Source organism: Streptomyces sp. NPDC048481, from assembly GCF_043200075.1.
Taxonomy (GTDB): Bacteria; Actinomycetota; Actinomycetes; order Streptomycetales; family Streptomycetaceae; genus Streptomyces.
In genome coordinates this window covers 866415-887763 of sequence record NZ_JBICXC010000001.1, presented here as the reverse complement: position 1 = coordinate 887763, position 21349 = coordinate 866415, and the positions used below count along the sequence as shown (strand labels likewise).

Genomic DNA, 21349 nt, shown 5'->3' with positions numbered 1-21349 from the left:
GGATAAGTTAGGCGAGCCTCACCAATCCCTGTGAGTCCTGTCACGCGATTTTTCAGCCACCGCTGGGAGCCCGAATGCGAGCCGCCCGACTGTCCGCCGTCACCGCCGTAGCCGCCGTCACGGCTCTGGCCGCCGTCACCGGCTGCACCTCCAAGAGCGACGCGAAGGACGGCGACCGGGTCATCGGCGTGACCGCCACCGACTCCACGTGCGAGACCTCCAAGAAGGAGATCCCCGCCGGGCACGTCGAACTGGCCGTCGAGAACAAGGGCTCCAAGGTCACCGAGGTCTACCTGCTCTTCCCCGACGACCGGATCGTCAGCGAGCGCGAGAACATCGGCCCCGGCACCAAGCAGCGCGTCACCGCCGAGGTGAAGGCCGGCGAGTACCGCATCGCCTGCAAGCCGGGCATGAAGGGCGACGGCATCCGCCAGACCCTCAAGGTCACCGGCGGCTCGGCCGCCCAGCGCGACCCCCGCCTGGACAAGGCCGTCGCCGCCTACCGCGCCTACGCGCAGACCCAGGCCGACGAGACGCTCCCCAAGGTCGCCGTCTTCGCCGCCGCGGTCAAGGCCGGGAACATCGAGGCCGCCAAGAAGGCCTACGCGCCCTCGCGCATCGGCTGGGAGCGCACCGAGCCGGTCGCCGAGTCGTTCGGCGACATCGACCCGCTGGTGGACGTCCGCGCCGACGGCCTGGAGAGCGGCCAGAAGTGGACCGGCTGGCACCGGCTGGAGAAGGCGCTCTGGCAGGACAAGAAGATCGGCGCCGAGGAGAAGGCCCTCGCCGGCAAGCTCGTCACCGACCTGACCGACTGGCAGAAGCGGGTCGGCAAGGCCGTGATCACCCCCACCTCCATGGCCAACGGCGCCAAGGAACTCCTCGACGAGGTCGCCACCGGCAAGGTCACCGGCGAGGAGGAGCGCTACTCGCACACCGACCTGGTCGACTTCAAGGCCAACGTCGAGGGCGCGCAGCAGTCCTACGAGCTGCTCAAGCCGGTCGCCAAGGAGAACGACGGGGCCCTGGTCACCGAGCTGGACAAGCAGTTCGCCGCACTGGACGCGCTGCTGGACAAGTACCGCCCGAACACGACGTCGTACGAGTTCACCTCCTACGACAAGGTCGGCGCCGCCGGCCGCAAGGAACTGTCGGACGCGGTCAATGCGCTCGCCGAGCCCCTGTCCAAGCTCGCCGCCGCCGTCGCCAAGTAACCGAGGGGCATCACGAACATGACGGAGTCGGAGAACCCGGGCAACCCGAACAACCCGAACGACTCGGACAAGCCGGAGAACCCGGGGAACAGGGCCGGCGGCCCGTCCCGGCGGTCGCTGATCGGCTGGGGCGGCGCCGGGCTCGCGATCGGCGCCGCCGCGGCCGGCGGCGCGGTCGCGATGACCCGCGCCGGCAACGACGTCGACCCGGCGGGCGCCGACACGGGCGCCGCCGTCGGCTTCCACGGCGCCAACCAGGCGGGCATCGCCACCCCGGTGCAGGACCGGCTGCACTTCGCCGCGTTCGACGTGACGACGACCGACCGCGCCGAGTTCGTCCGGCTGCTCAAGGACTGGACGGAGGCGGCCCGCCGGATGACGGCCGGGAAGGCGGTCGGTGAAGGCGCCTACGGCGGTCTGCCCGAGGCCCCGCCGGACGACACCGGCGAGGCGCTGGGGCTCAAGCCGTCCCGGCTGACCCTGACCGTCGGGTTCGGTCCCTCCCTGTTCAAGAAGTTCGACCTGGCGGACCGGCGGCCGGACGCGCTCGTCGACCTGCCCACGTTCGCCGGGGACGCCCTCGACCCGGCCCGCAGCAACGGCGACCTGTGCGTGCAGGCGTGCGCGGACGACCCGCAGGTCGCCGTGCACGCGATCCGCAACCTGGCCCGCATCGGCATGGGCAAGGTCGTCATCCGCTGGTCGCAGCTGGGCTTCGGCAAGACCTCCTCCACCACGCCCGACGCGCAGACCCCGCGCAACCTGATGGGCTTCAAGGACGGCACCCGCAACATCGCCGGCACGGAGACGGACCGGCTGAAGAAGTTCGTGTGGGTCGGCGAGAAGGACGTCGACGCGAAGTCCGCCTGGATGGTGGGCGGTTCCTATCTCGTCGCCCGGCGCATCCGCATGCACATCGAGACCTGGGACCGCACCCCGCTCCAGGAGCAGGAGGACATCTTCGGCCGCGACAAGGGCGAGGGCGCTCCGGTGGGCAAGGCCAAGGAGCGCGACGAGCCGTTCCTGAAGGCGATGAAGCCCGACGCGCACGTGCGGCTCGCGCACCCCGACGCCAACCACGGGTCGACGATCCTGCGCCGCGGTTACTCCTTCACCGACGGCACCGACGGTCTGGGGCGGCTGGAAGCGGGGCTGTTCTTCCTCGCCTACATGCGCGACGTGGGCAACGGGTTCGTCCGCATCCAGCGCAATCTGGCGACCGACGCGCTCAACGAGTACATCCAGCATGTGGGTTCGGCCGTCTTCGCCGTCCCGCCCGGCGTCCGCGACGAGGACGACTGGTGGGGCCGGACGCTGTTCTCCGAGGAGGCGTGACCGTGTTCTCCAACTACCTGATCGGACTGCGCGAGGGTCTCGAGGCCTCTCTCGTCGTCTGCATCCTCATCGCCTACCTGGTGAAGACCGGCCGCCGCGACGCGCTGAAGCCGGTGTGGACCGGCATCGCCATCGCGGTGCTCCTCGCGATGGGCTTCGGCTGCGTCCTCGAATTCGGTTCGCAGGAGCTGACGTTCAAGGCGCAGGAGGCGCTCGGCGGCTCCCTGTCGATCGTCGCGGTCGCGCTGGTGACGTGGATGGTGTTCTGGATGCGGCGTACCGCCCGGCACCTGAAGTCCGAGCTGCACGGCAGGCTGGACGCGGCCCTCGCGATGGGCACGGGCGCGCTGGTGGCCACCGCGTTCCTCGCGGTCGGCCGGGAGGGCCTGGAGACCGCCCTGTTCGTGTGGACGTCCGTCCACGCGGCCGGCGACGGCACCCCGCGCCCGCTGATCGGCGCGGCGCTGGGCCTGGCGACCGCCGTCCTGCTGGGCTGGCTGTTCTACCGCGGCGCGCTGCGGATCAACCTGGCGAAGTTCTTCACCTGGACGGGCGGCATGCTCGTCGTGGTGGCCGCGGGCGTGCTGGCGTACGGCGTCCACGACCTCCAGGAGGCCGACTGGATCGCGGGCCTGACGGACCGTGCGTTCGACGTCAGCGGCGCGATCCCGCCGGACAGCTGGTACGGCACGCTGCTGAAGGGCGTGTTCAACTTCCAGCCCGATCCGACGGTCCTCCAGGTCACGGTGTGGCTGCTCTACCTGGTCCCGACGCTCGCGCTGTTCCTCGCCCCGGTAGGGTTCGCCTCCGGGAAGGGGAAGGTGAAGTCGCCTGATGACCAGGGAACGCAGCCTGACGACCGGGGTTCGCAAGCGTCGAGGACTCCGCAGGCGTGACCGGTACGCCCTCGTGGCGGCCTCGCTCGTCGCCGTCTCGCTGACCGCGAGCGGCTGCGTGGTGGTCCACGGCGAGCTGGAAGTGCTCCCGTCCGCCACCCGGAGCGAGGCCGTGAAGGCCGTCGAGCAGTTCACGGCCGCGTACAACAAGGCGGACGCGGCGTACGACGGTTCGCTGGACGCGGAGCACACCGCCGGCGCCCTCGCCGTCATCGACGCGGCCCGGCTGAAGGCCGGCCGGCTCAACCACCCCAAGGGCAACCCGAAGCACACGCCGCTGGTGCTGTCGGACGTGAAGTACACGATCCCCGAGAAGGCGGGCTGGCCGCGCTGGTTCGTCGCCGACGCCAAGGGCAGCAAGGGCGGCGACGCGCGCTGGCTGCTGGTGTTCACCCGCGAGGGGCGCACCCGCCCGTGGCAGGCCACCTACCTGACGCTGATGACGCCGGGCGCGGTGCCCGAGTTCAGGAAGGACGAGGACGGGTGGGCCGAGGCCGTGCCCGCGGCCACCACCGGACTCGCCCTGCCCCCCGCGGACATGAGCAAGGACTACGCGGCCTATCTGCACAGCGGCCGGGGCGCCTTCGCCGACGGCGAGTACACGAGCGCGCTGCGCGCCTCGCGGGCGAAGAACGCCACGAAGCCTGGCCTGGCCACCCAGTACGTCGACCAGCCGCTGACCGACGGCGCGTACGCGCCGCTGGCGCTGCGCACCGCGGACGGCGGGGCGCTGGTGTTCTTCACCACCCACCACTACATGAAGCAGACGGCCGCCGCGAACGCCGCCGTCCCCACCCCGAACGCGGACGTGCGCGCGCTGACGACCGGCGAGATCAAGCAGTCGCTGACGATGGAGTTCGTCGCCGCCGACGTCGCGCTGAGCCCCGCGAAGGGCGCCAAGGGCGGCAAGGTGAGGGTGCTGAGCCGGCTGGAGGGATTCACCGGCGCCAAGGGCGAGTGAGGCCCGCGCCGTCGCCCTCGCCGCGGCGGCCGGACGCACCGCGCTGGGGCCCGCCGGTCCTCGCGGTCACCGGCGCAGCGGCCAGGCGCCCGTCGAGTGGTCCTGGTCCTGCCCGGTGTGGCGGGCGCAGGCGTCGGTGAGGGTCTCCAGGAGGGTCAGCGGGTCGGGCAGGGGGTGCTCGGGGCCGCGCAGCCAGTGCACGGTCCGGTCGTCCTCACCGGTGAGGCGGGCGGGCGGCACGAGGACGTAGGAGCCGCGGCAGTGCCAGCGCAGGCCGGGATGCTCGTCCATGGTCTCGGGGTGGCAGTCCAGCTCGCACGGCCACCACTCGTCCTCGTCCTCGGGGGTGCCGCGGGTGAGGGTGAAGAAGAGCAGGCGTCCGTCGTCGCTCTCGGCCACCGGGCCGACCGCGACGCCCGCGCCGAGCAGGCGTTCCAGGGCCTCCCGGCCGGCTTCCAGAGGCACGTCGAGGACGTCGTGCGTGGTGCCGGTGGCGGTGATGAAGTTGGCCTGCGGCTCGTGCCGGGCCCAGCGCTCGACCTGGGCGCGGTCGGTCGTGGACTGCGTCTGCCAGGCGAAGGACACCGGGTGGCGGGCGGGCGTCGGACAGCCGACCCGGTCGCAGGAACAGCCGTAGCCGGGGGCCGGGTGCGCGGCGGGCGCCAGCGGCAGGCCCGCTTCGGCGGCGGCCAGCAGCAGGGCCTCACGGTCGCCGTCGTCGGCGGCCTCGCCCGGGCCGCTCGCGCGCAGCCACCGGGTGAGTCTTCCCCACAGTCCGGTCCGGCCGTCGAACTCCGCGCTCATCTGTCCCCTCGCCTCGCTGGTGCGGACAGCATGCCCTATCGTCGCATCATCCGGCGCATCGGGGGCCCCTGCCCGTGAATCGGGGCAGGTGGGACGGGTGGGGCCAGAGCGGGCCATGTGCGGCCGATGTGCCCCGGAACCCCTGCCCGGTCAGCGGGGGGCGAGGCCGTGGAGCGCGTAGTCGACCAGGGTGTCGGTGTACTCGTAGGTGACGGGTCCCGTGTACTGGAGCCAGCGCTGGGCGAGCGGGGAGATGAAGAACTCCAGGGCGATGCGCGGGTCGAGGTCGGCGCGCATCTGGCCGGCCCGCTGGGCCGAGCGCAGCCGGTCGACGTACAGCTGGATGGACGGTTCCAGCAGCCGCGCCGTGAACTCGCGCCCCACCTGCTCGTTCACCACGCCCTCGGCGGCCAGCGCCCGCGAGGGCGCCTCGAAGCGGGGGTCCTTCAGCTGGTCGACGGTGGCCCGCAGGACGGCCTTGACGTCGGCGGCGAGGTCACCGGTGTCGGGGATGGCGTAGGGCTCGCGCCCGGCCGGGTCGGCCTCGCGGGCGGCCTGGTCGCCGAGGTCCAGGAACGCCTCCAGCAGGACGTCGGCCTTCGACCCCCACCAGCGGTAGATGGTCTGCTTGCCGACGCCCGCGCGGGCGGCGATGCCCTCGATCGTGGTCCTGGGGTAGCCGACCTCCGCCACCAGCGCGAGGGCCGCGTCGTAGATGGCGCGCCGGGACCGCTCGCTGCGACGGCTGGTGTCGGGGGCCGGCTTGCCGGGCTGGGTGACCATGCCCCGACGGTACCAAGCCGTGAGACGACGCGTCTCGCGAGCGGTCCCGGCGGGCGCGCCGGGACCCGCGCCTCAGGGCCGGCCGCTCAGCGGGCTTCCTGCGGGTAGCGGACGCCGATGCGTGCGCGGACCGCGTCCAGCGTCCGCATCACGGCGAGGCTTCCGTCGAGGGGGACCAGCGGCGACTCGGTCTCGCCGGCCCGCAGCGCGCGCATGACCTCGCGGGCCTCGTGCCGGAACGTCGTACGCGGGCCGTCGGCCGGATCGGCGGCGAACTCCTGCGGGTCGCGGCCGGCCCGGTGCAGCACCAGCCGGTCGGGGTGGAAGAAGCCGGACGGGATGTCGATGCGGCCGTTCGAGCCGGTGACGGAGGCGGTCGTGCCGGTCCCGCCGGAGATCGAGCAGTGCAGCGTGGCGAGCGCACCGGAGTCCCAGGACAGCGCCAGCGCCGTCTGGAGGTCGACGCCCTCGGCGGACATGACGGCCTGGGCGGCGATGCCCGAGGGCTCGCCGAGCAGCAGGTGGGCGAAGGAGACCGGGTAGACGCCGAGGTCGAGGAGGGCGCCGCCGCCCTGGGCGGGGTCGCGCAGCCGGTGCGAGGGCGGGAAGGGCCCTTCGAGGCCGAAGTCGGCCTGCACCGTGCGGACCTCGCCGATCGCGCCGTCGTCGACGAGGGCCTTGAGGCGGCGGATGACCGGGTTGCAGTACATCCACATGGCCTCCATGAGGAAGCGGCCGTTGCCCCGGGCCAGCGCGACGAGTTCCTCGGCCTCGCCGGCGTTCAGCGTGAACGCCTTCTCGCACAGCACGTTGCGCCCGGCCTCCAGGCACAGGCCGGCCGCGGTGCGGTGCGCGGCGTGCGGGGTGGCCACGTAGACGACATCGATGTCCTCGTCGGCCGCGAGGGCGGCCCAGTCGCCGTAGGCCCGCGGGATGCCGAAGCGGTCGGCGAACGCCTTGGCGGAGGCCTCGCTGCGCGAGGCGACCGCGACGACCTCGGCGTCGGGCAGGTCGATCAGGTCCGCCGTGAACGCGCCGGCTATGCCCCCCGTCGCCAGGATCCCCCACCGCACCGTGTCCGTCGTCATACCCTGCCCCGCCCTCGTGCCGTCCCGTCAGTGTGTTCGAGCTGAGAGCATAGGTGGCCGGGACGTCGCAGAGGGAGGGGCAACCACATGCCGGAGGGTGGGACCGTACCCGAGGCGCCGCAGGCAGCCGTCCTCGCGCCACCGCGCGGCCGGCGCACGACCGGGCTGCTCGTCACGCTCGTCCTGGGCGGCCTGACCGCCACTCCCCCGCTGTCGATGGACATGTACCTCCCGGCGCTGCCGGAGGTCACCCGCACCCTGCACGCGCCCGCGGCGACGGTGCAGCTCACCCTCACCGCGTGCCTGGCGGGCATGGCGCTGGGGCAGCTGGTGGTCGGCCCGATGAGCGACCGGTGGGGCCGCAGACGCCCCCTGCTCGCCGGACTCGCGGTCTACGTGGTGGCGACCGCGCTGTGCGCACTGGCGCCGACCGTCGAGACGCTGATCGCGTTCCGGCTGCTCCAGGGGCTCGCGGGCGCGGCCGGGATCGTGATCGCGCGGGCCGTCGTCCGGGATCTCTACGACGGCGTGGCGATGGCCCGCTTCTTCTCCAACCTGATGCTGGTCTCCGGGGTCGCCCCGGTGGTGGCGCCGCTGATCGGCGCGCAGATCCTGCGGACGACGGACTGGCGGGGCGTGTTCGCGCTGCTCACGGCGATCGGGCTGCTGCTGGCCGCCCTGGTCTGGTTCAGGCTGCCGGAGACGCTGCCCGCCGAGGGCCGGCACGCGGGCGGGACCGGCGAGGCCCTGCGCTCGATGCGCCGGCTGCTGTCCGACCGTCCGTTCACCGGCTACGTGCTCACCGGCGGCTTCTCCTTCGCCGCGCTGTTCGCGTACATCTCGGCCTCGCCGTTCGTGATGCAGGAGATCTACGGCGCCTCGCCGCAGACGTTCGGCCTGCTGTTCGGCGCGAACTCGGTCGGCCTGGTGGTGGCCGGCCAGATCAACGGCAAGATCCTGGTGGGGCGGGTGCGGCTGGACCGGGTGCTGGCCGGCGGCCTGGCGACGGTCACGCTGGCCGCGACTGCGCTGCTGCTGATGACGACCGGCGTGTTCGGCGAGCCCGGACTCGCCCCCGTGGCCGCCGCGCTGTTCGTGCTGATGTCCGCGATGGGCGTGACGCTGCCCAACGCGCAGACGCTGGCCCTGACGCGGGTCCGGCACTCGGCCGGCTCCGCCTCCGCCCTCCTGGGCACCTCCTCGTTCCTGATCGGCGCTATCGCCACCCCCCTCGTCGGGATCGCCGGGGAGCGCAGCGCCGTCCCGATGGCCGTCGTCCAGGTGGCCGCCGCACTGGTGGCCTCGGCCTGCTTCGTGGTTATGTGCCGTCCCTGGACGGACGCGGGGACGCCCGACGGCGCTCGCCCCGGTCCGGGGCCTTCGAGAGCGGGAGAAGAGAACTGAGCGCACCGAGACTGCGCGTCGACACTCCGGAACGGGCCGGGCTCGACCCGGAGGAGACGCGGCTGCTGGTCCGTGACGTCGCCGACCTCACGGCGGGCGACCGGCCCTGGGCGCCCGGCGCCGTCGTGGTCGCCGGGCGCGGCCCGGTGATCGCCGTGCAGGAGGCCGTGGGCTGGGCGGTGCGGTACTCGGCCTACGACCCGGCGGCCGACGCGGGTGTGGAGCTGCCGCCCGCGGCGCGGGTCGCCATGACCGTGGACACCCCGTTCGACCTGGCCTCCCTCACCAAGCTGTTCACCTCCGTCGCGGCGGTCCAGCAGATCGAGCGGGGCACCCTCGGCATCGACGCCCGCGTCGGCGCCTACCTGCCCGACTTCACCGCGGCCGCAGCGCACGGCGTCACCGTCCGCCAGCTCCTCACCCACACCTCCGGGCTGCGCCCCGAGCTGCCCCTGTACGACTGCGCGGACGACACCGAGCGGCTGGAGCTGCTGCGTGCGCAGGGGCCGGTCGGCGAGCCCGGCGAGTACCTCTACTCCGACCTGAACATGCTGCTGATGCAGCAGCTCCTGGAGCGGCTGACCGGGCGCACGCTGGACGTCCTGATCCACGAGGGGATCACCCGTCCGCTGGGCATGGCCTCGACCTCGTTCGGTCCCTGCCCCGGCGCGGCCGCCACCGAGGACCAGCGGCGGCCGTGGGCCAGGGCGGACCGGGGGATGCTGCGGGGCGTGGTGCACGACGAGAACGCGTGGGCGCTGGGCGGGGTGGCCGGTCACGCGGGCCTGTTCTCCACCGGCCGCGACCTGGCGGTGTTCTGCCGGACACTGCTGGCGGGCGGCTCGTACGGTCCCGCCCGCGTCCTCGGCCCCGACTTCGTGGAACTGCTGCTGACCCCGCCCGGGCTCGGCTTCGCGGTGGACCAGCCGTGGTTCATGGGCGAGCTGGCCGGCGAGGGCGCGGCCGGCCACACGGGGTTCACCGGGACCTCCCTGGTCCTCGACCCGGCGACGGACACCTTCGTGGTGCTGCTGGCGAACACCGTCCACCCGGTGCGCCGGACGCCCGACAGCGCGCCGCGCGCCCTGGCGGGGACGCGGATGGCGATGGCGGTGCGCTGAGAACGCCCGGACCGGGTCCGGGACCGGCGAGGCCCGTCGTGACGACGTCGACCGGCGGGGCCCGGGACGGGTGGGGCTCGTGGTGAGGGCCGGGCCCGCGGCCTGAGAAAATCGGTGCGTGAACCTCTCCGCTTCCGCCGCCGAGACCCTCCGTGCCGCCCTCGGAGACCTTCTCGACGGACTGCCTCCCAAGCAGGCCTCGCAGGCCGTCGACCGGCTGATCGCCAGCTACCGCGGCGCCACCCCGACCGACGCTCCCATCCTGCGCGACCGCGCGGACGTCGCCGCCTACGCCGCGTACCGCATGCCGGCCACGTTCGAGGCGGTGCGCTCGGCGCTGGAGGCGTTCGCCGACGCCGCTGCGGAGTGGACGCCGGACAGCCACGTCGACGTCGGCGGCGGGACGGGCGCGGCGACCTGGGCGGTGAACGCGACCTGGCCGGGGGCCCGCCCGGTGACCGTCCTCGACTGGGCGGAACCCGCCCTGGCCCTGGGCCGCGAGGTGGCCGCCGCGCACCCGGCGCTCGGGGACGTCCGCTGGCAGCGCGCCCGCATCAACGCGTCCCTGACGCTGGAGGACACCGACCTCGTCACCGTCTCCTACGTCCTGAACGAACTGGCCGCGCCCGACCGGGCCGCCCTCGTGGACGCGGCCGCGTCGGCCGCGCGGGCCGTGGTGATCGTGGAGCCGGGCACGCCCGACGGGTACGCGCGGGTGATCGAGGCCCGCGACCGGCTGATCGCGTCCGGCTTCCGGGTCGCCGCGCCCTGCCCGCACAGCGCGGCCTGCCCGATCGCGCCCGGGTCAAACTGGTGCCACTTCTCGGCGCGGGTCAGCCGCTCCTCTCTGCACCGGCAGGTCAAGGGCGGCTCGCTGCCCTACGAGGACGAGAAGTTCAGCTATGTGGCGGCCGCCCGCTTCCCCGTCTCCCCTGCCGCCTCCCGGGTCGTGCGGCGGCCGCAGATCCGCAAGGGCCAGGTGCTCCTCGACCTGTGCGAGACCGACGAGCGGCTGAGCCGTACGACGGTGACGAAGAGACACGGCGAGCTGTACCGGGCGGCGCGGGACGCGGACTGGGGCGACACCTGGCCGCCGGAGGCCTGACCGGCGCTCCCCTGGCCGCCGGAGGCCTGAACGGCGCAATCCTGATCGTCCGAGGCTGACGGCGCAGGCCTGATCGTCGGGATCCTCACGGCTGGTTGCACGCGACGGCCGGATGGCGGACCGACGCGTCCCGCATGCCGGACCCCGGCCGCCCGCCCGGCCCTCCCGTACGCTGCGGGCCCATGGATGCGAAGACGAAGATCGCGGTCGTCACGGGCGCGGGCTCGGGCATCGGCCGCGCCGTGGCCGTCGAACTGCTGCGCACGGGCTGGTCGGTGGCGCTGGCCGGGCGGCGCGCCGAGCCGCTGGAGGAGACGGCCGCGCTGGCGCCCGGAAGCCCCGGTCTCGTCGTGCGGACGGACGTCTCACGCCCGGACGACGTGACGGCCCTGTTCACCGCCGTGCGCGAGCGTTTCGGGCGGCTGGACCTGCTGTTCAACAACGCCGGCACGTTCGGTCCGGGGGGCGTGCCGTTCGAGGACCTCCCCTTCGACGCCTGGCGGCATGTGGTGGACACGAACCTCAACGGGGCGTTCCTGTGCGCGCAGGGCGCGTACCGGCTGATGAGGGAACAGGAGCCTCAAGGCGGACGGATCATCAACAACGGCTCGGTGTCGGCGCACACGCCCCGGCCGCTCTCGGCCCCCTACACGGCGACCAAGCACGCGCTGACCGGCCTGACCAAGTCCCTCTCGCTGGACGGGCGGGCGTACGGGATCGCCGTCGGCCAGATCGACATCGGCAACGCGGCGACCGACATGACGGACCGGATGCGGACCGGCGTGCTCCAGGCGAACGGGGAGACCGCGCCGGAGCCGGTGATGGACGTCGCCGATGTGGCGCGCACGGTGCGGCACATGGCCGAACTGCCGCTGGAGGCGAACGTCCAGTTCGCGACGGTGATGGCGACCGCGATGCCATACGTGGGGCGGGGCTGACGGAGCCGTCCCGGCCCACGGATCGTCAACTCGTCAACCTGCACAACCGGAATTTATCGGTCCGGACCATTGCGGCCGATGGCGGACCTATGCTCAACTCTTCCGCACAGGAACTCCACATGTGCAGCACAAGAGTTCCGCACAGCGGGACCGTAAGAGCCATACCGAGGGGGGAGGGGCAGCCGTCCCACGACTCCGGGTGGGGGTGGACCTCGCAAGGGACCGCGAGGTGCACACCGGAGCCGCGGGACGGCTGCCGCACCGACGCCCGCCGGGCACGGGCGGGCAGATCCCCCGAGCCGCACACCGCCCGGACGGCGTCGGCGCTCCCGTCAGCGCTCGGTCGCGGGCGTCTGCCCCGCAGCCTCGCCACGGCGTCGACGGCGCAGCGCGTACGCTCCGGCCGCCGCCAGCGCCACCACCGCGCCGGCCCCGCCAAGAACACCCCGGCCCTCCGGCCCCCCGCCCGCCGACGAGCCCCGCGCCCCGGCCCGCGGCGCCGCTCCCGAGCCCGGCGCCATCGCCCCGCCCTCGCTCAACGCGTCCGCCAGCATCCCCACGGACCCGGCCGAACTCCCCCGCGCGAAGCCCCAGTCGAGCAGCGCGGCCGTCTCCTCGTAGACGGAGTTGTGGCCGCTCTGCGGGTGCAGCACGGTGACCACGAGGGTGCGTCCGGCGCGGGTGGCGGCGCCGGCGAAGGTGTTGCCCGCGTTGCTCGTGTAGCCGTTCTTCACACCGATCAGGCCCGGGTACGGCGTCACCCCGTACGTCCCCGACAGCAGGCGGTCGGTGTTCTCGATGGCGAAGGTCCTCCCGCCGCCGGCCGGGAAGCGGGCGGCGCCCGTGGCGCAGTAGGCGCGGAACTCGGGGTTCTTCAGACCGTGGCGGGCGAACAGGGCGAGGTCGTAGGCGGAGGACAGCTGCCCGGGGTGGTCGTAGCCGTCGGGGCTGACGACATGCGTGTCCAGCGCCTGGAGGTCGGCCGCCTTCGCCCGCATCTCGGCGACCGTCCGCGCGACCCCGCCGTTCATCCGGGCGAGCACCTGCACGGCGTCGTTGCCGGAGCGCAGGAACACGCCCTGCCACAACTGCTCGACGCTGTAGGTGACCCCGGCCCGGACGCCGACCAGGCTGGAGCCGGACGGGACGCCCACGAGATCGGCGTCGGTCACGGTGTACCGGTCGGTGCGCGCGAACCTGCCCAGCAGGGTATCGGCGAACAGCATCTTCAGCGTGGAGGCGGGAGCGAGGCGCGCGTGCGCCCGGTAACAGGCGAGCACCTCACCGGTGTCCTGGTCGGCGAGCAGCCAGGCCCGCGCGGTGAGCTTCCCCGGCAGGGCCGCGCCCCCGGCCGTCCGGACCCCGTCCGCCACCAGTCGTGCGCCGCCGGCCACCGCTCGGGGGACGGCGGCCGACGGCGCGGCGCGCGGGACGGCGAGCGGGACGCCGGCCGACGCTCCCGCGGCGAGCGCCAGCAGGGAGCGTCGGGACAGGTCCGGAAAGGGGTGCGGAAGCGGCTGCGGGGAACGGCGCGAGAATGCGTGCACTGCGGGACCGTACAAGGGGACCGGGCGAAAGGGAAACCGCCACTCAACCCCTTTCACCTGGGAATATCTCCGGAATACCCCTCCGCGGAGGCGGGATCGGCCGACTGGGCTGCCGGCCCGGGAGCCGTCAGGCCTGCCCGGTCTCGAACCGGGAGATCCGGCCGTCGTCCTCCACCGTGAAGCTCCAGCGGGTGCGCATCTCGCCCCAGGTGTCGTTGCGGTAGTCCGCGAGCAGGGAGCGCCCGCCGTCCGACTCCTTGGTGACGTCGATGTGGCCGCGCGAGGAGAAGATCTCCCGGTCGGCCCACTCGGCCAGGTCCCGGTCGGAGCCGTCGTCCGCCATGGTCGCGTCGGGGGTCAGGAGACCGCGGAAGGCCACCTCGTCATGGGCGTTGACGGCGGCGACGAAGGCCCGGACGGCCGGGTCGCTGAGTCTGTCGGTCTGGATCGCCATACGGGCCACACTCACACCGCGGGCCGGGCCCCGCCACCCGAACGGCTTCCCGGAGGGGCCGGGCGGGTGTGGAAGATGCGACGGTGGAAACGCGTGAGAGGCGTCCGCGGCGTTTCCGCCCCGATCCTCGCGACCCGCCCTCGCGACCCGACCTCGCGACCCGCTCCACCCGTGTTCCGCTTGCGTTCCCTTCCGGCCGTTTCGGCTTGCGTTCCCGTTCCGGCCGTTTCCGCTTGTTCCTGCTGTCTGTTCAGGGAGTCATCGTGACCTGTTACGACCGACGTGATCTGGGCCTGCTGCTGCTCCGGCTGGGCACCGGCGGAGTGCTGGCGGCACACGGCGCGCAGAAGCTGTTCGGCTGGTTCGGCGGCCACGGCCTCGAAGGAACGGGGCAGTTCATGGAGTCCGTGGGCTACGCGCCCGGCAAGGCCAGCGCGACGGCGGCGGGCCTCGCGGAGGCCGGCGGCGGCACCCTTCTCGCGCTGGGCCTGGCCACCCCGGCGGCCGGCGCGGCGGCGGCCGGCGCGATGGCGGGCGCGTCCGCGGTGCACACCCCCAACGGCTTCTTCGCGGCGAGCGGCGGCTACGAGCACGCGGCCTCCCTGGGCCTGACCGCCGCGGGCCTCGCCATCGCCGGCCCCGGCCGGCTGTCCCTGGACCACGCCCTCGGCCACACCGTCGACCGCGGCTGGATGGTGCCCGCGGCGCTCGGTGCGACGGCGGCCGTCACCGCGGTGGTGGTGGGCCTGCGCAACCAGCGGCTGCGCAGGCGGGCCGAGGGCGAGCAGGAGTCGCTGTTCGACGAGTGACCCGCGCGGCACGCCCTGGCAGGCTGCCGTCATGGACACCCCTTCCCCCGACGGCCCGTGGGCCGGCGCCGACGTGTGGACCACCGTCGACGCGCTGCGCACCTGGCTGGACGACCACCGGGCGCACGACGGCCGCGAGGGCCTGCTGCTGCGCGTGCTCAAACTGTCCGAAGAGGTCGGCGAGGTCGCCCAGGCCGTCATCGGCGCGACCGGCCAGAACCCCCGCAAGGGCGTCGACCACACGTGGGAGGACGTCCAGGCCGAGCTGTGCGACGTGGTCGTCACGGCGCTGGTGGCCCTGCGCACGCTGACCCCGGACGCGCCCGCGGTGTTCGCGCGCCACCTGGCGCGGGTGGCGGACCGCTCCCTGGGCGGCGGGGACACGGGCCACCGTCCCACCTGACGAACCGTCCGCCGCGGTCCAGGGGCCGGCCGCCGTGCCCTCGGCGGCGGTCGTTTCGAACGTTTCCCCGGTTCGCGGAACCGCCCGTGCGCCGTCCGCGTGCCTCTGTACGATCACCGCACGCGAAGCGGGGGCCGCTGAGGCGGAGGGGGCGGGCAGGGTGAAGGACGCGCGCAGACACAGGACCATCTGGCCGGTACGGGCGGCCGCCGCGGCGGCCGGGGCGGCGCTGCTCGTGGGCGGCTGCGGCGCCGGGGGCGGTGAGGGAGCGGGGCCGAGCCCCTCGGCGTCCGGCCGGTCCCCGGCGCCGTCCGCGCCCGGGTCGCCCTCCGCCGCCGGGCCGGGCGGGGGCGCCGCGACGCCGACGCCCACGCCGACGCCGTTCAGGGCGGACCCCGCCAGGGTGCCCCGGACGAGGCCGCGGGCCGACGCCCTGGCGCAGGCGGTCGTGCTGCGGCCGCAGGACTGGGGGCCGGGTTTCCGGGCCCAGCGGCCGGCCGCGAGCGCTCCCGGCACCGTCGCGGTGCTCGACGCGCAGTGCAGCTGGCAGCGCCGGCCCCTGCCGGACAGCGTGCTGGCCTCGTCGTCGCGCTACGGCGAACTGCCCGGCACGGGCGGCAGGGGGACGGTGAAGGTGACCTCGTCGGTCACCGTGCACGCCACGGTCGGGGCCGCCGACGAGCAGCTGGCCACCACCCTGGAGGACGCGCTGCGCTGCCGGGAGCAGCAGGTCCGCACCGACGAGCGGATCTCGCAGCTCGCGTCGGTCGCCTCTCCGTACGGCCAGGGCGGCAACACCTACGCCGACGACTCGGTGGTGGAGATCGGGTCCTATCTCACCGGGAACAGCGCGCAGCCGTACCACTGGAACGTCGCCCGGCTCGGCTCGGTGACCGTGGCGGTGTCCGTGATGGGAGCCAAGGGCTACAAGGACGACGAGTTGACCAGTTTCGCGTCGTACGCGCTCTCCAAAATGCTCAGCCGGATCGAGTCCGGGCTCGGGGGGAAGAACTGATGGAGCCGCTGCGTTCGTCCGATCCCGCGCGGATCGCGGACCACCGTCTGCTGGGCCGGCTCGGCGCCGGAGGCATGGGCGTGGTGTACCTGGCGCGCACGCCGGGCGGCGCGCTGGTGGCGCTGAAGGTCCTGCTCGCCGAGTACGCCGAGGAGCCCGGCTTCAAGGAGCGGTTCCGCCGCGAGGTCGAGGTCGCCCGGCGGGTCGACAGTCCCTGGGCGGTGCCGCTGGTGGACGCAGACCCCGACGCCGAGGCGCCGTGGCTGGCGACCGCGTTCGTGCCCGGCCCCTCGCTGGGCGAGGCGGTGACGGCGCACGGCCCGCTGGCGGAGACCGGCGTGCGGCTGCTCGGAGCCCGGCTGGCCGAGGCGCTGGGCGAGGTGCACCGGGCCGGGCTGGTCCACCGGGACCTCAAGCCGGGCAATGTGCTGATCGCGCACGACGGGCCCCGTCTCATCGACTTCGGCATCGCCCGCGCGCCGGAGGACACCGCGCTCACCGCGACCGGCCTGGTCGTCGGCACGCCCGGCTATCTGTCGCCCGAGCAGGCCACGGGACCCGGCGGCGACGGCATCGGCCCGGCGAGCGACGTGTTCTCCCTCGGCTGCGTCCTGGCGTTCGCGGCGACCGGACGGCCGCCGTTCGGCACGGGCGCGGTCGACGCCCTGCTGTACCGGGCCGTGCACGACCCGGCGGACCTCGGCGGGATCCCGCCGCGGCTGCGCGAGACGGTGGAGGGGTGCCTGGAGAAGGACCCCGTCCGGCGCCCCGGAACCGACGTCCTGGTGCGGCGGCTGACGGTCGACCGCGACCCGCGGCTCCCGGCGCCGGCCGACGGCGGCCCGCGCGACGCGGCGGCGTCCGGGTGGCTGCCCGAGCCGGTCGCCCGGCTGATCGCCGAGCGGTCGGCCGCCGCGCTCGCGCTGCCGGAGATCGAGCACACCCAGGCGCCGTCCGACGCGCTCCCCGGGTCCGGGGGCGGGGGCGACGCCGGCGGGACGGAGGAGACGGCCGGCTCGGGCGGGACGGCCTCCGACACGAGCGGCACGGGCGCCACGGCGGCGGAGCCGCGGGACGCCCGGCCGGCCGGCCGGCGCCGGTTCCTCCTGCTCGCGGGCGGGGCCGTCGCGCTGACGGCGGCCGGGGGCGGGGCGTGGTGGGCCGCCGCCCGGGACGACGACGGCACGGGAGGCGGCGGCCCGGCCGCCGCCGCGTCGTCGCGGCGCCCGGTGCACACCGTCGCGCTGCACGGCGACCTCAGCGGCCCGCACCGGGACACGGGCAGGGCGCAGGAGCGCGGACTGCGGCTGGCCGTCGCGGAGTTCAACGCGCGCGCCGACGCCCCGTTCACCGTCAAGGTCAGGACCGCCGACGACGGCGGCGACCCGGCGGCCTCGGCGCGGCTCGCGGCCGAGCTGACGGACGACGCGGCGGTCCTCGCGGTGGTCGGCCCGACGACCGACGCCACGGCGCAGGCGGCGCTCGCGAAGTACGACGCCGGGCTGCTGCCGGTCGTCACCGTGTCCGCCGGCGCGATCAGCCTCGTCCTCCAGGGGTTCCGCTCGTTCCTGCTCGGACGGCTGCCCGACTCGGTCCTGGGCGTGTACCTCAGCAACTACCTTCGCGGGACGGCGCGTTCGCACCGGGTCGGCCTCGTCGTCGACCGGCCGGCCGGCACGTACGGGACGGATTTGGGCACCGCCCTCGCCACCCAGCTCGCCAACGCACAGCAGCCGCCGGTGCCGGAGGTGGTCAGCGCGATGCGCCGCGACTTCGGCACGGCGGTGGACGCGGTGCTCTCCGCCGGCGTCGACTCCGTGTTCTTCGCCGGCCTGCCCGACCGCGGGGCGCTGATCGCCGCCACGCTGCGGCAGCGCGCCTTCCGCGGTGCGCGGGTGTCCGGCCCGGCGCTGCTCGACGGCCGTTTCCTGACACAGGCCCAGGAGGCCGCGGAGGGCTGGGCGATGGTGGCCCCCGTCGTCGACGCGACGGTCAAGCCCGAGGCGAAGAAGTTCGCCGCGGCCTACCGCGAGCGGTGGAAGGAGGCGCCGCCCCGGTACGCGGCGGAGGCCTACGACGTGACGTCGATGCTGCTGACGGCGCTGTCCCGGCTGCCGGTGGCGGGCAGGACCCGGAAGAACCTGCTGGCGGCGGTGCAGACGGGGAAGTACGAGGGCGTCACGAAGACGTTCGCGTTCGAGCAGACCGGCAAGATGGCCAGGACCGGTCTCATGGTCATCGACGGCACCGGCGGCTTCCTCTGGCGCGTCGAGCAGGGCGACTTCGTCTACGGCGGCCCGGCGCCGCTCACGGTCTGATGGAGCCGCTGCGCTCCACCGACCCGTCCCGGCTGGGCCGCTACCGGCTGCTGCGACGGCTGGGCGCCGGCGGGATGGGCGTCGTCTTCCTGGCCCGCGCGCCGGGCGGGGGCATCGCCGCGGTCAAGACGGTCCGGGCGTCCTACGCCGACGAGCGGGGCTTCCGGGCCCGGTTCCGCCGCGAGGTGGAGGCCGCCCGGCGGGTGGACAGCCCGTGGGTGGTCCCGCTGCTGGACGCGGACGCCGACGCGCCGACGCCATGGCTGGCGACCGCGTACGTCCCGGGCCCCTCGCTCGCCGAGACGGTGGACGCCTTCGGCCCGTTCGCCCCCGCCTCGGTGCGGGTGCTGGGCCTGCGGCTGGCCGAGGCGCTCGACGCGGTGCACGCGGCCGGTCTCGTGCACCGCGACGTGAAGCCGGGCAACATCCTGCTCGCCCCGGACGGCCCCCGGCTCATCGACTTCGGCATCGCCCGGGCCCCGGAGGCCACCGCGCTCACCTCCAGCGGGGTGATCGTCGGCTCACCCGGCTTCCTCTCGCCGGAGCAGGCGCAGGCGCGGGGCGGGGAGATCGGGCCGCCCAGCGACGTGTTCTCCCTCGGCTGCGTCCTGGCGTTCGCGGCGACCGGGGTGCGCCCGTTCGGCGGCGGCGGGGCGGCCGGCGTGCTGCTGCGCACGGTCCACGAGGAACCGGACCCCGCCGCGATCCCGGACGACCTGGCCACGCTCCTGCGAGCCTGTCTGCACAAGGACCCGGCAGGCCGTCCCGGCCTCGCCCGGCTGCGAGCGGAACTCGGGGCGGGCGCCGGCTCCGGCGCGGACGGCGAGGTGAGCCGGCTGCCCGAGCCGGTCGTCCGCCTGATCGGCGAACGCTCCGCCGCCGTGCTCGCCCTCGACGCCGTCGAGCCGACCCAGGTGTCCGCCCCGGCGAGCACGGGGCCCTCGGACGCCGCGACGACGACGGCCGTCACGGTCACCCCGCCCGTCGCACCGGGAATCCGCCGTCGCGGCTTCCTGCGCCTCGGATCGACGGCCGGGGTCCTGGCGGCCGGCGGTGGCGGGGCCTGGTGGTGGAGCACCCGTCGCGGTACGCCGACGACGCCGCCCGCGGCGGGCACGCGTCCGGAACTGGTCGTCGCGTTCCAGGGCGACCTCAGCGGCCCCGCGAGGGCCGGCGGCCACGCCCAGTTGAACGGGGCCCAGCTGGCCGTCGAGCAGATCAACGCCCGGAGCGGCCGGCCCCTCCGCCTGAAACTGGTCCCGTACGACGACGGCGGCGACCCGGCCCGGGCCGCGAGCCTGGCCGGACGGCTGGTGAAGGACACCTCCGTCCTCGCGGTGCTGGGGCCCACCAGCGACGCCTGCTTCCTGCGCACCGAGGCCGCGTACACCCGGGCGACGATGCCGGTGGTCACGGTCTCGGTGGACCTCAAGCTCGACGGCAGGACGTTCGGCTACAGCCAGTTCCGCTCCCATGCTCCGCTGCATGTCGAGAGGACGCTCCTCGCCGCCCCCTGCATCCGCTATCTCGGCCGGCACGTCGACGCCCGCAAGGTGTACCTGGTCGACGACCGCGCGCAGGGCGACGCCGCCTGGGATCTGTGCGACCTGGCACAGCGGGGGCTGCAGAACGCCGGCCGCGAGGCCACGCTGACGAGCGTCCCCGCCGGGAGGATCGACTACGCGGCGCTCGCCGCGTCGGTGCTGTCCTCGGGCGCGGACGCCGTCGTCTGCACGGGCGATGCGGCACGGACCGCGGGTATCGCCTCCGCGCTGAAGGCGGCCCGGTTCACCGGCGCCCGCATGGCCACGGAAGCGGCCTTCGGTCCCGGATTCCTCTCCGCCGCCGGGACGGCGGCGACCGGCTGGATCTTCGCCACCTCGTTCGTCGACCCCGCCGTGCGCCCGTCCGCCCGCGCCTTCGCCGCCGCCTACCGCGCCCGGTTCACCGCCGCCCCCGGCTGGTACGCGGCCGAGGCCTACGACGCCGTGATGTTCCTGGCCGAGGCCTGCACCCGCGACGGCACAGCCCTGCGCGAACGCGGCGCGATCGCCCGCCGGCTCCCCGAGGTCGCGCACACCGGGATCACCCGCACCGTCCGCTACCGCCCGTCGCGCGGCTACAACGACGACGCGATGTTCCTGTACGAGGCCACCGGGGGCACGTTCCGCTACCTCGGGCAGTACTTGGAGGCGGCGGTGTCGTGAGGGACGCCCGCAGCGACGCCGTCGCCCGGTGCCGTCGCCCGTGTCTCTCCGCGCCGGCGACGACCTCGTTGCCGGCGCCCGCCCTCCCATCCCTCACCGAGACCGACGAGGCGGCCCTTCGAACGACGAACCGCCCGGCGCGTCCGGGGTGGAGAAGTACCGCAGCGCGGCGCGCGCCGCAGCGGTCACCCCGAACTGTCTCCCTGGAAGCGCGTCGGCTCGTCGAGCACCGCTCGGGCGCGCTCGAAGTCAGCCATACGGGCCGCCACTGTGGCCACGGCGAGATGCTCCGGGAGGGCAGCGGAGAATTTCAGGCCACGCACGGCCCGACGGTCGATATCGGGCATGACCAGGTTGTCTCCGACGCTCTCACGGGCCGTACGCCAGTCAGCCTGGGTGAGGTTCTCACGCAGGCGCAGCCAACTGTCCGTGGGCCGCTGTGACGCGCGGACCGACGCCTGCGACCTCGCCCTCTCCTCCGGGGGAGATGCGCGCAATCCTCACAACCGAAACCGTGCGGAGCGCCGGCCCGCGACACCACGGCGTCCAAAATCGATCTCTCTCAACTCGTGCGTGCACTAACGTGGTTATCCGCTGCGCACCTTCCCGGAGGGTACGTCGGCGGTGTTCCAGGTGCCGGTCCTCGGCGCTGAGCGACGAGTGGTCTCCATCGTGTCCTGCACGCGGTGTGACTGCGGATGCCCGGTAGGGCGATCCCTGCCATTCCCAGCTCACGCTCAGGAGTGGAAACCGATGAACCCCGTTGAGTACAAGCTTGCACGTCGTGACCGGATTCGTCTGATTCTGGTCGACGTCACGGTAGGAGTCGTCATCAATCTCTTGGTGGCGGCCCTGACCGCGGCAGTGCGCCTGGTCTTCTGACCTGGCGGGTGGCGGGCCCGGAAGAGCCCGCCACGCCCCACGCCGGTACCCGTTCAGAAGAGGCG

The 21349-nt window shown here is 74.3% G+C and carries 19 protein-coding genes and 1 pseudogene; 14 read left to right on the top strand and 6 right to left on the bottom strand.

From position 1 onward, the window contains the following. Positions 1-74 precede the first annotated feature (74 nt). From efeO to ACGFSH_RS03715, 4 genes are read left to right on the top strand one after another with little or no spacing between them, the layout of a single operon-like run. The gene (gene efeO, locus ACGFSH_RS03730; RefSeq protein WP_393344611.1) at positions 75-1214 is read left to right on the top strand and encodes an iron uptake system protein EfeO; all 1140 of its coding nucleotides are present in this window, start codon (positions 75-77) and stop codon (positions 1212-1214) included. 18 nt (positions 1215-1232) lie between these two features. After that, a complete protein-coding gene (efeB, locus tag ACGFSH_RS03725) occupies positions 1233-2549 on the top strand; it encodes an iron uptake transporter deferrochelatase/peroxidase subunit (RefSeq protein WP_393344609.1) in 1317 nt (438 codons plus the stop codon). Positions 2550-2551: 2 nt separating this feature from the next. After that, complete coding sequence (efeU, locus tag ACGFSH_RS03720; RefSeq protein ID WP_393345472.1) at positions 2552-3445, top strand: iron uptake transporter permease EfeU; 894 nt, start codon at positions 2552-2554, stop codon at positions 3443-3445. Further along, complete coding sequence (locus ACGFSH_RS03715) at positions 3384-4406, top strand: hypothetical protein (RefSeq protein ID WP_393344607.1); 1023 nt, start codon at positions 3384-3386, stop codon at positions 4404-4406. Before efeU ends, ACGFSH_RS03715 begins: the two co-directional genes overlap by 62 nt. A 66-nt stretch (positions 4407-4472) precedes the next feature. On the opposite strand, the gene ACGFSH_RS03710 is transcribed toward ACGFSH_RS03715, so the two are convergent. The 3 genes from ACGFSH_RS03710 to ACGFSH_RS03700 form a co-directional block, all read right to left on the bottom strand. After that, entirely contained in the window at positions 4473-5210 is a 738-nt protein-coding gene (locus ACGFSH_RS03710; protein WP_393344605.1) for a bifunctional DNA primase/polymerase, read from the bottom strand. A gap of 150 nt (positions 5211-5360) precedes the next feature. Next, the gene (locus tag ACGFSH_RS03705) at positions 5361-5993 is read right to left on the bottom strand and encodes a TetR/AcrR family transcriptional regulator (RefSeq protein WP_393344603.1); all 633 of its coding nucleotides are present in this window, start codon (positions 5991-5993) and stop codon (positions 5361-5363) included. Positions 5994-6079: 86 nt separating this feature from the next. Next, positions 6080-7081 carry a Gfo/Idh/MocA family protein gene (locus ACGFSH_RS03700; protein ID WP_393344601.1) on the bottom strand — a complete coding sequence of 334 codons (1002 nt, stop codon included), beginning with the start codon at positions 7079-7081 and terminating at the stop codon, positions 6080-6082. An 87-nt stretch (positions 7082-7168) separates the two neighbouring features. Here ACGFSH_RS03700 and ACGFSH_RS03695 point away from each other — a divergent pair, with 87 nt between their 5' ends. The 4 genes from ACGFSH_RS03695 (at position 7169) to ACGFSH_RS03680 (ending at position 11649) form a co-directional block, all read left to right on the top strand. Beyond that, entirely contained in the window at positions 7169-8485 is a 1317-nt protein-coding gene (locus tag ACGFSH_RS03695; protein WP_393344599.1) for a multidrug effflux MFS transporter, read from the top strand. Next, positions 8413-9606 carry a serine hydrolase domain-containing protein gene (locus ACGFSH_RS03690; protein ID WP_393345470.1) on the top strand — a complete coding sequence of 398 codons (1194 nt, stop codon included), beginning with the start codon at positions 8413-8415 and terminating at the stop codon, positions 9604-9606. Before ACGFSH_RS03695 ends, ACGFSH_RS03690 begins: the two co-directional genes overlap by 73 nt. Before the next feature lie 118 nt (positions 9607-9724). Further along, on the top strand, positions 9725-10711 hold the full coding sequence (locus ACGFSH_RS03685; RefSeq protein ID WP_393344597.1) for a small ribosomal subunit Rsm22 family protein: 987 nt from the start codon (positions 9725-9727) through the stop codon (positions 10709-10711). 182 nt (positions 10712-10893) lie between these two features. Then, positions 10894-11649 (top strand): SDR family oxidoreductase, encoded by a 756-nt coding sequence (locus ACGFSH_RS03680; protein ID WP_393344595.1) that lies wholly within the window; start codon positions 10894-10896, stop codon positions 11647-11649. A gap of 332 nt (positions 11650-11981) precedes the next feature. Here the strand turns inward: ACGFSH_RS03680 and ACGFSH_RS03675 are convergent, their stop codons facing one another. Both ACGFSH_RS03675 and ACGFSH_RS03670 read right to left on the bottom strand, forming a co-directional pair. After that, positions 11982-13196, bottom strand: coding sequence for a D-alanyl-D-alanine carboxypeptidase family protein (locus ACGFSH_RS03675; RefSeq protein ID WP_393344593.1), 1215 nt, complete (start codon positions 13194-13196; stop codon positions 11982-11984). Between the two features lie 127 nt (positions 13197-13323). Further along, complete coding sequence (locus ACGFSH_RS03670) at positions 13324-13650, bottom strand: nuclear transport factor 2 family protein (protein WP_393344591.1); 327 nt, start codon at positions 13648-13650, stop codon at positions 13324-13326. A gap of 263 nt (positions 13651-13913) precedes the next feature. On the opposite strand from ACGFSH_RS03670, the gene ACGFSH_RS03665 reads away from it, so the two are divergent. The 5 genes from ACGFSH_RS03665 to ACGFSH_RS03645 all read left to right on the top strand — a co-directional run bounded on the left by ACGFSH_RS03665 (position 13914) and on the right by ACGFSH_RS03645 (position 20402). Further along, positions 13914-14459, top strand: coding sequence for a DoxX family protein (locus ACGFSH_RS03665; RefSeq protein ID WP_393344589.1), 546 nt, complete (start codon positions 13914-13916; stop codon positions 14457-14459). Between the two features lie 31 nt (positions 14460-14490). Further along, a complete protein-coding gene (locus tag ACGFSH_RS03660) occupies positions 14491-14862 on the top strand; it encodes a MazG-like family protein (RefSeq protein ID WP_393344587.1) in 372 nt (123 codons plus the stop codon). A gap of 403 nt (positions 14863-15265) precedes the next feature. Next, positions 15266-15877, top strand: coding sequence for a hypothetical protein (locus tag ACGFSH_RS03655; RefSeq protein WP_393344584.1), 612 nt, complete (start codon positions 15266-15268; stop codon positions 15875-15877). After that, positions 15877-18195, top strand: a complete 2319-nt coding sequence (locus ACGFSH_RS03650; protein ID WP_393344582.1) for a bifunctional serine/threonine-protein kinase/ABC transporter substrate-binding protein — start codon at positions 15877-15879, stop codon at positions 18193-18195. The genes ACGFSH_RS03655 and ACGFSH_RS03650 overlap by 1 nt, the downstream gene beginning before the upstream one ends. Next, the gene (locus tag ACGFSH_RS03645; RefSeq protein ID WP_393344580.1) at positions 18195-20402 is read left to right on the top strand and encodes a bifunctional serine/threonine-protein kinase/ABC transporter substrate-binding protein; all 2208 of its coding nucleotides are present in this window, start codon (positions 18195-18197) and stop codon (positions 20400-20402) included. The genes ACGFSH_RS03650 and ACGFSH_RS03645 overlap by 1 nt, the downstream gene beginning before the upstream one ends. A 185-nt stretch (positions 20403-20587) precedes the next feature. On the opposite strand, the pseudogene ACGFSH_RS03640 reads toward ACGFSH_RS03645, so the two are convergent. Continuing rightward, positions 20588-20842: pseudogene (locus tag ACGFSH_RS03640) on the bottom strand (ATP-dependent helicase); the annotation flags it as partial. A 313-nt stretch (positions 20843-21155) separates the two neighbouring features. On the opposite strand from ACGFSH_RS03640, the gene ACGFSH_RS03635 reads away from it, so the two are divergent. Next, complete coding sequence (locus ACGFSH_RS03635) at positions 21156-21284, top strand: DUF6408 family protein (RefSeq protein ID WP_393344578.1); 129 nt, start codon at positions 21156-21158, stop codon at positions 21282-21284. Positions 21285-21349: the final 65 nt, after the last annotated feature.

Bases quoted from the DNA above. Each gene is read 5' to 3' on its own strand.
- efeO (WP_393344611.1), top strand. From the start codon at position 75: ATGCGAGCCGCCCGACTGTCCGCCGTCACCGCCGTAGCCGCCGTCACG.
- efeB (WP_393344609.1), top strand. From the start codon at position 1,233: ATGACGGAGTCGGAGAACCCGGGCAACCCGAACAACCCGAACGACTCG.
- ACGFSH_RS03715 (WP_393344607.1), top strand. From the start codon at position 3,384: ATGACCAGGGAACGCAGCCTGACGACCGGGGTTCGCAAGCGTCGAGGA.
- ACGFSH_RS03710 (WP_393344605.1), bottom strand. From the start codon at position 5,210: ATGAGCGCGGAGTTCGACGGCCGGACCGGACTGTGGGGAAGACTCACC.
- ACGFSH_RS03705 (WP_393344603.1), bottom strand. From the start codon at position 5,993: ATGGTCACCCAGCCCGGCAAGCCGGCCCCCGACACCAGCCGTCGCAGC.
- ACGFSH_RS03700 (WP_393344601.1), bottom strand. From the start codon at position 7,081: ATGACGACGGACACGGTGCGGTGGGGGATCCTGGCGACGGGGGGCATA.
- ACGFSH_RS03695 (WP_393344599.1), top strand. From the start codon at position 7,169: ATGCCGGAGGGTGGGACCGTACCCGAGGCGCCGCAGGCAGCCGTCCTC.
- ACGFSH_RS03680 (WP_393344595.1), top strand. From the start codon at position 10,894: ATGGATGCGAAGACGAAGATCGCGGTCGTCACGGGCGCGGGCTCGGGC.
- ACGFSH_RS03670 (WP_393344591.1), bottom strand. From the start codon at position 13,650: ATGGCGATCCAGACCGACAGACTCAGCGACCCGGCCGTCCGGGCCTTC.
- ACGFSH_RS03660 (WP_393344587.1), top strand. From the start codon at position 14,491: ATGGACACCCCTTCCCCCGACGGCCCGTGGGCCGGCGCCGACGTGTGG.
- ACGFSH_RS03650 (WP_393344582.1), top strand. From the start codon at position 15,877: ATGGAGCCGCTGCGTTCGTCCGATCCCGCGCGGATCGCGGACCACCGT.
- ACGFSH_RS03645 (WP_393344580.1), top strand. From the start codon at position 18,195: ATGGAGCCGCTGCGCTCCACCGACCCGTCCCGGCTGGGCCGCTACCGG.
- ACGFSH_RS03635 (WP_393344578.1), top strand. From the start codon at position 21,156: ATGAACCCCGTTGAGTACAAGCTTGCACGTCGTGACCGGATTCGTCTG.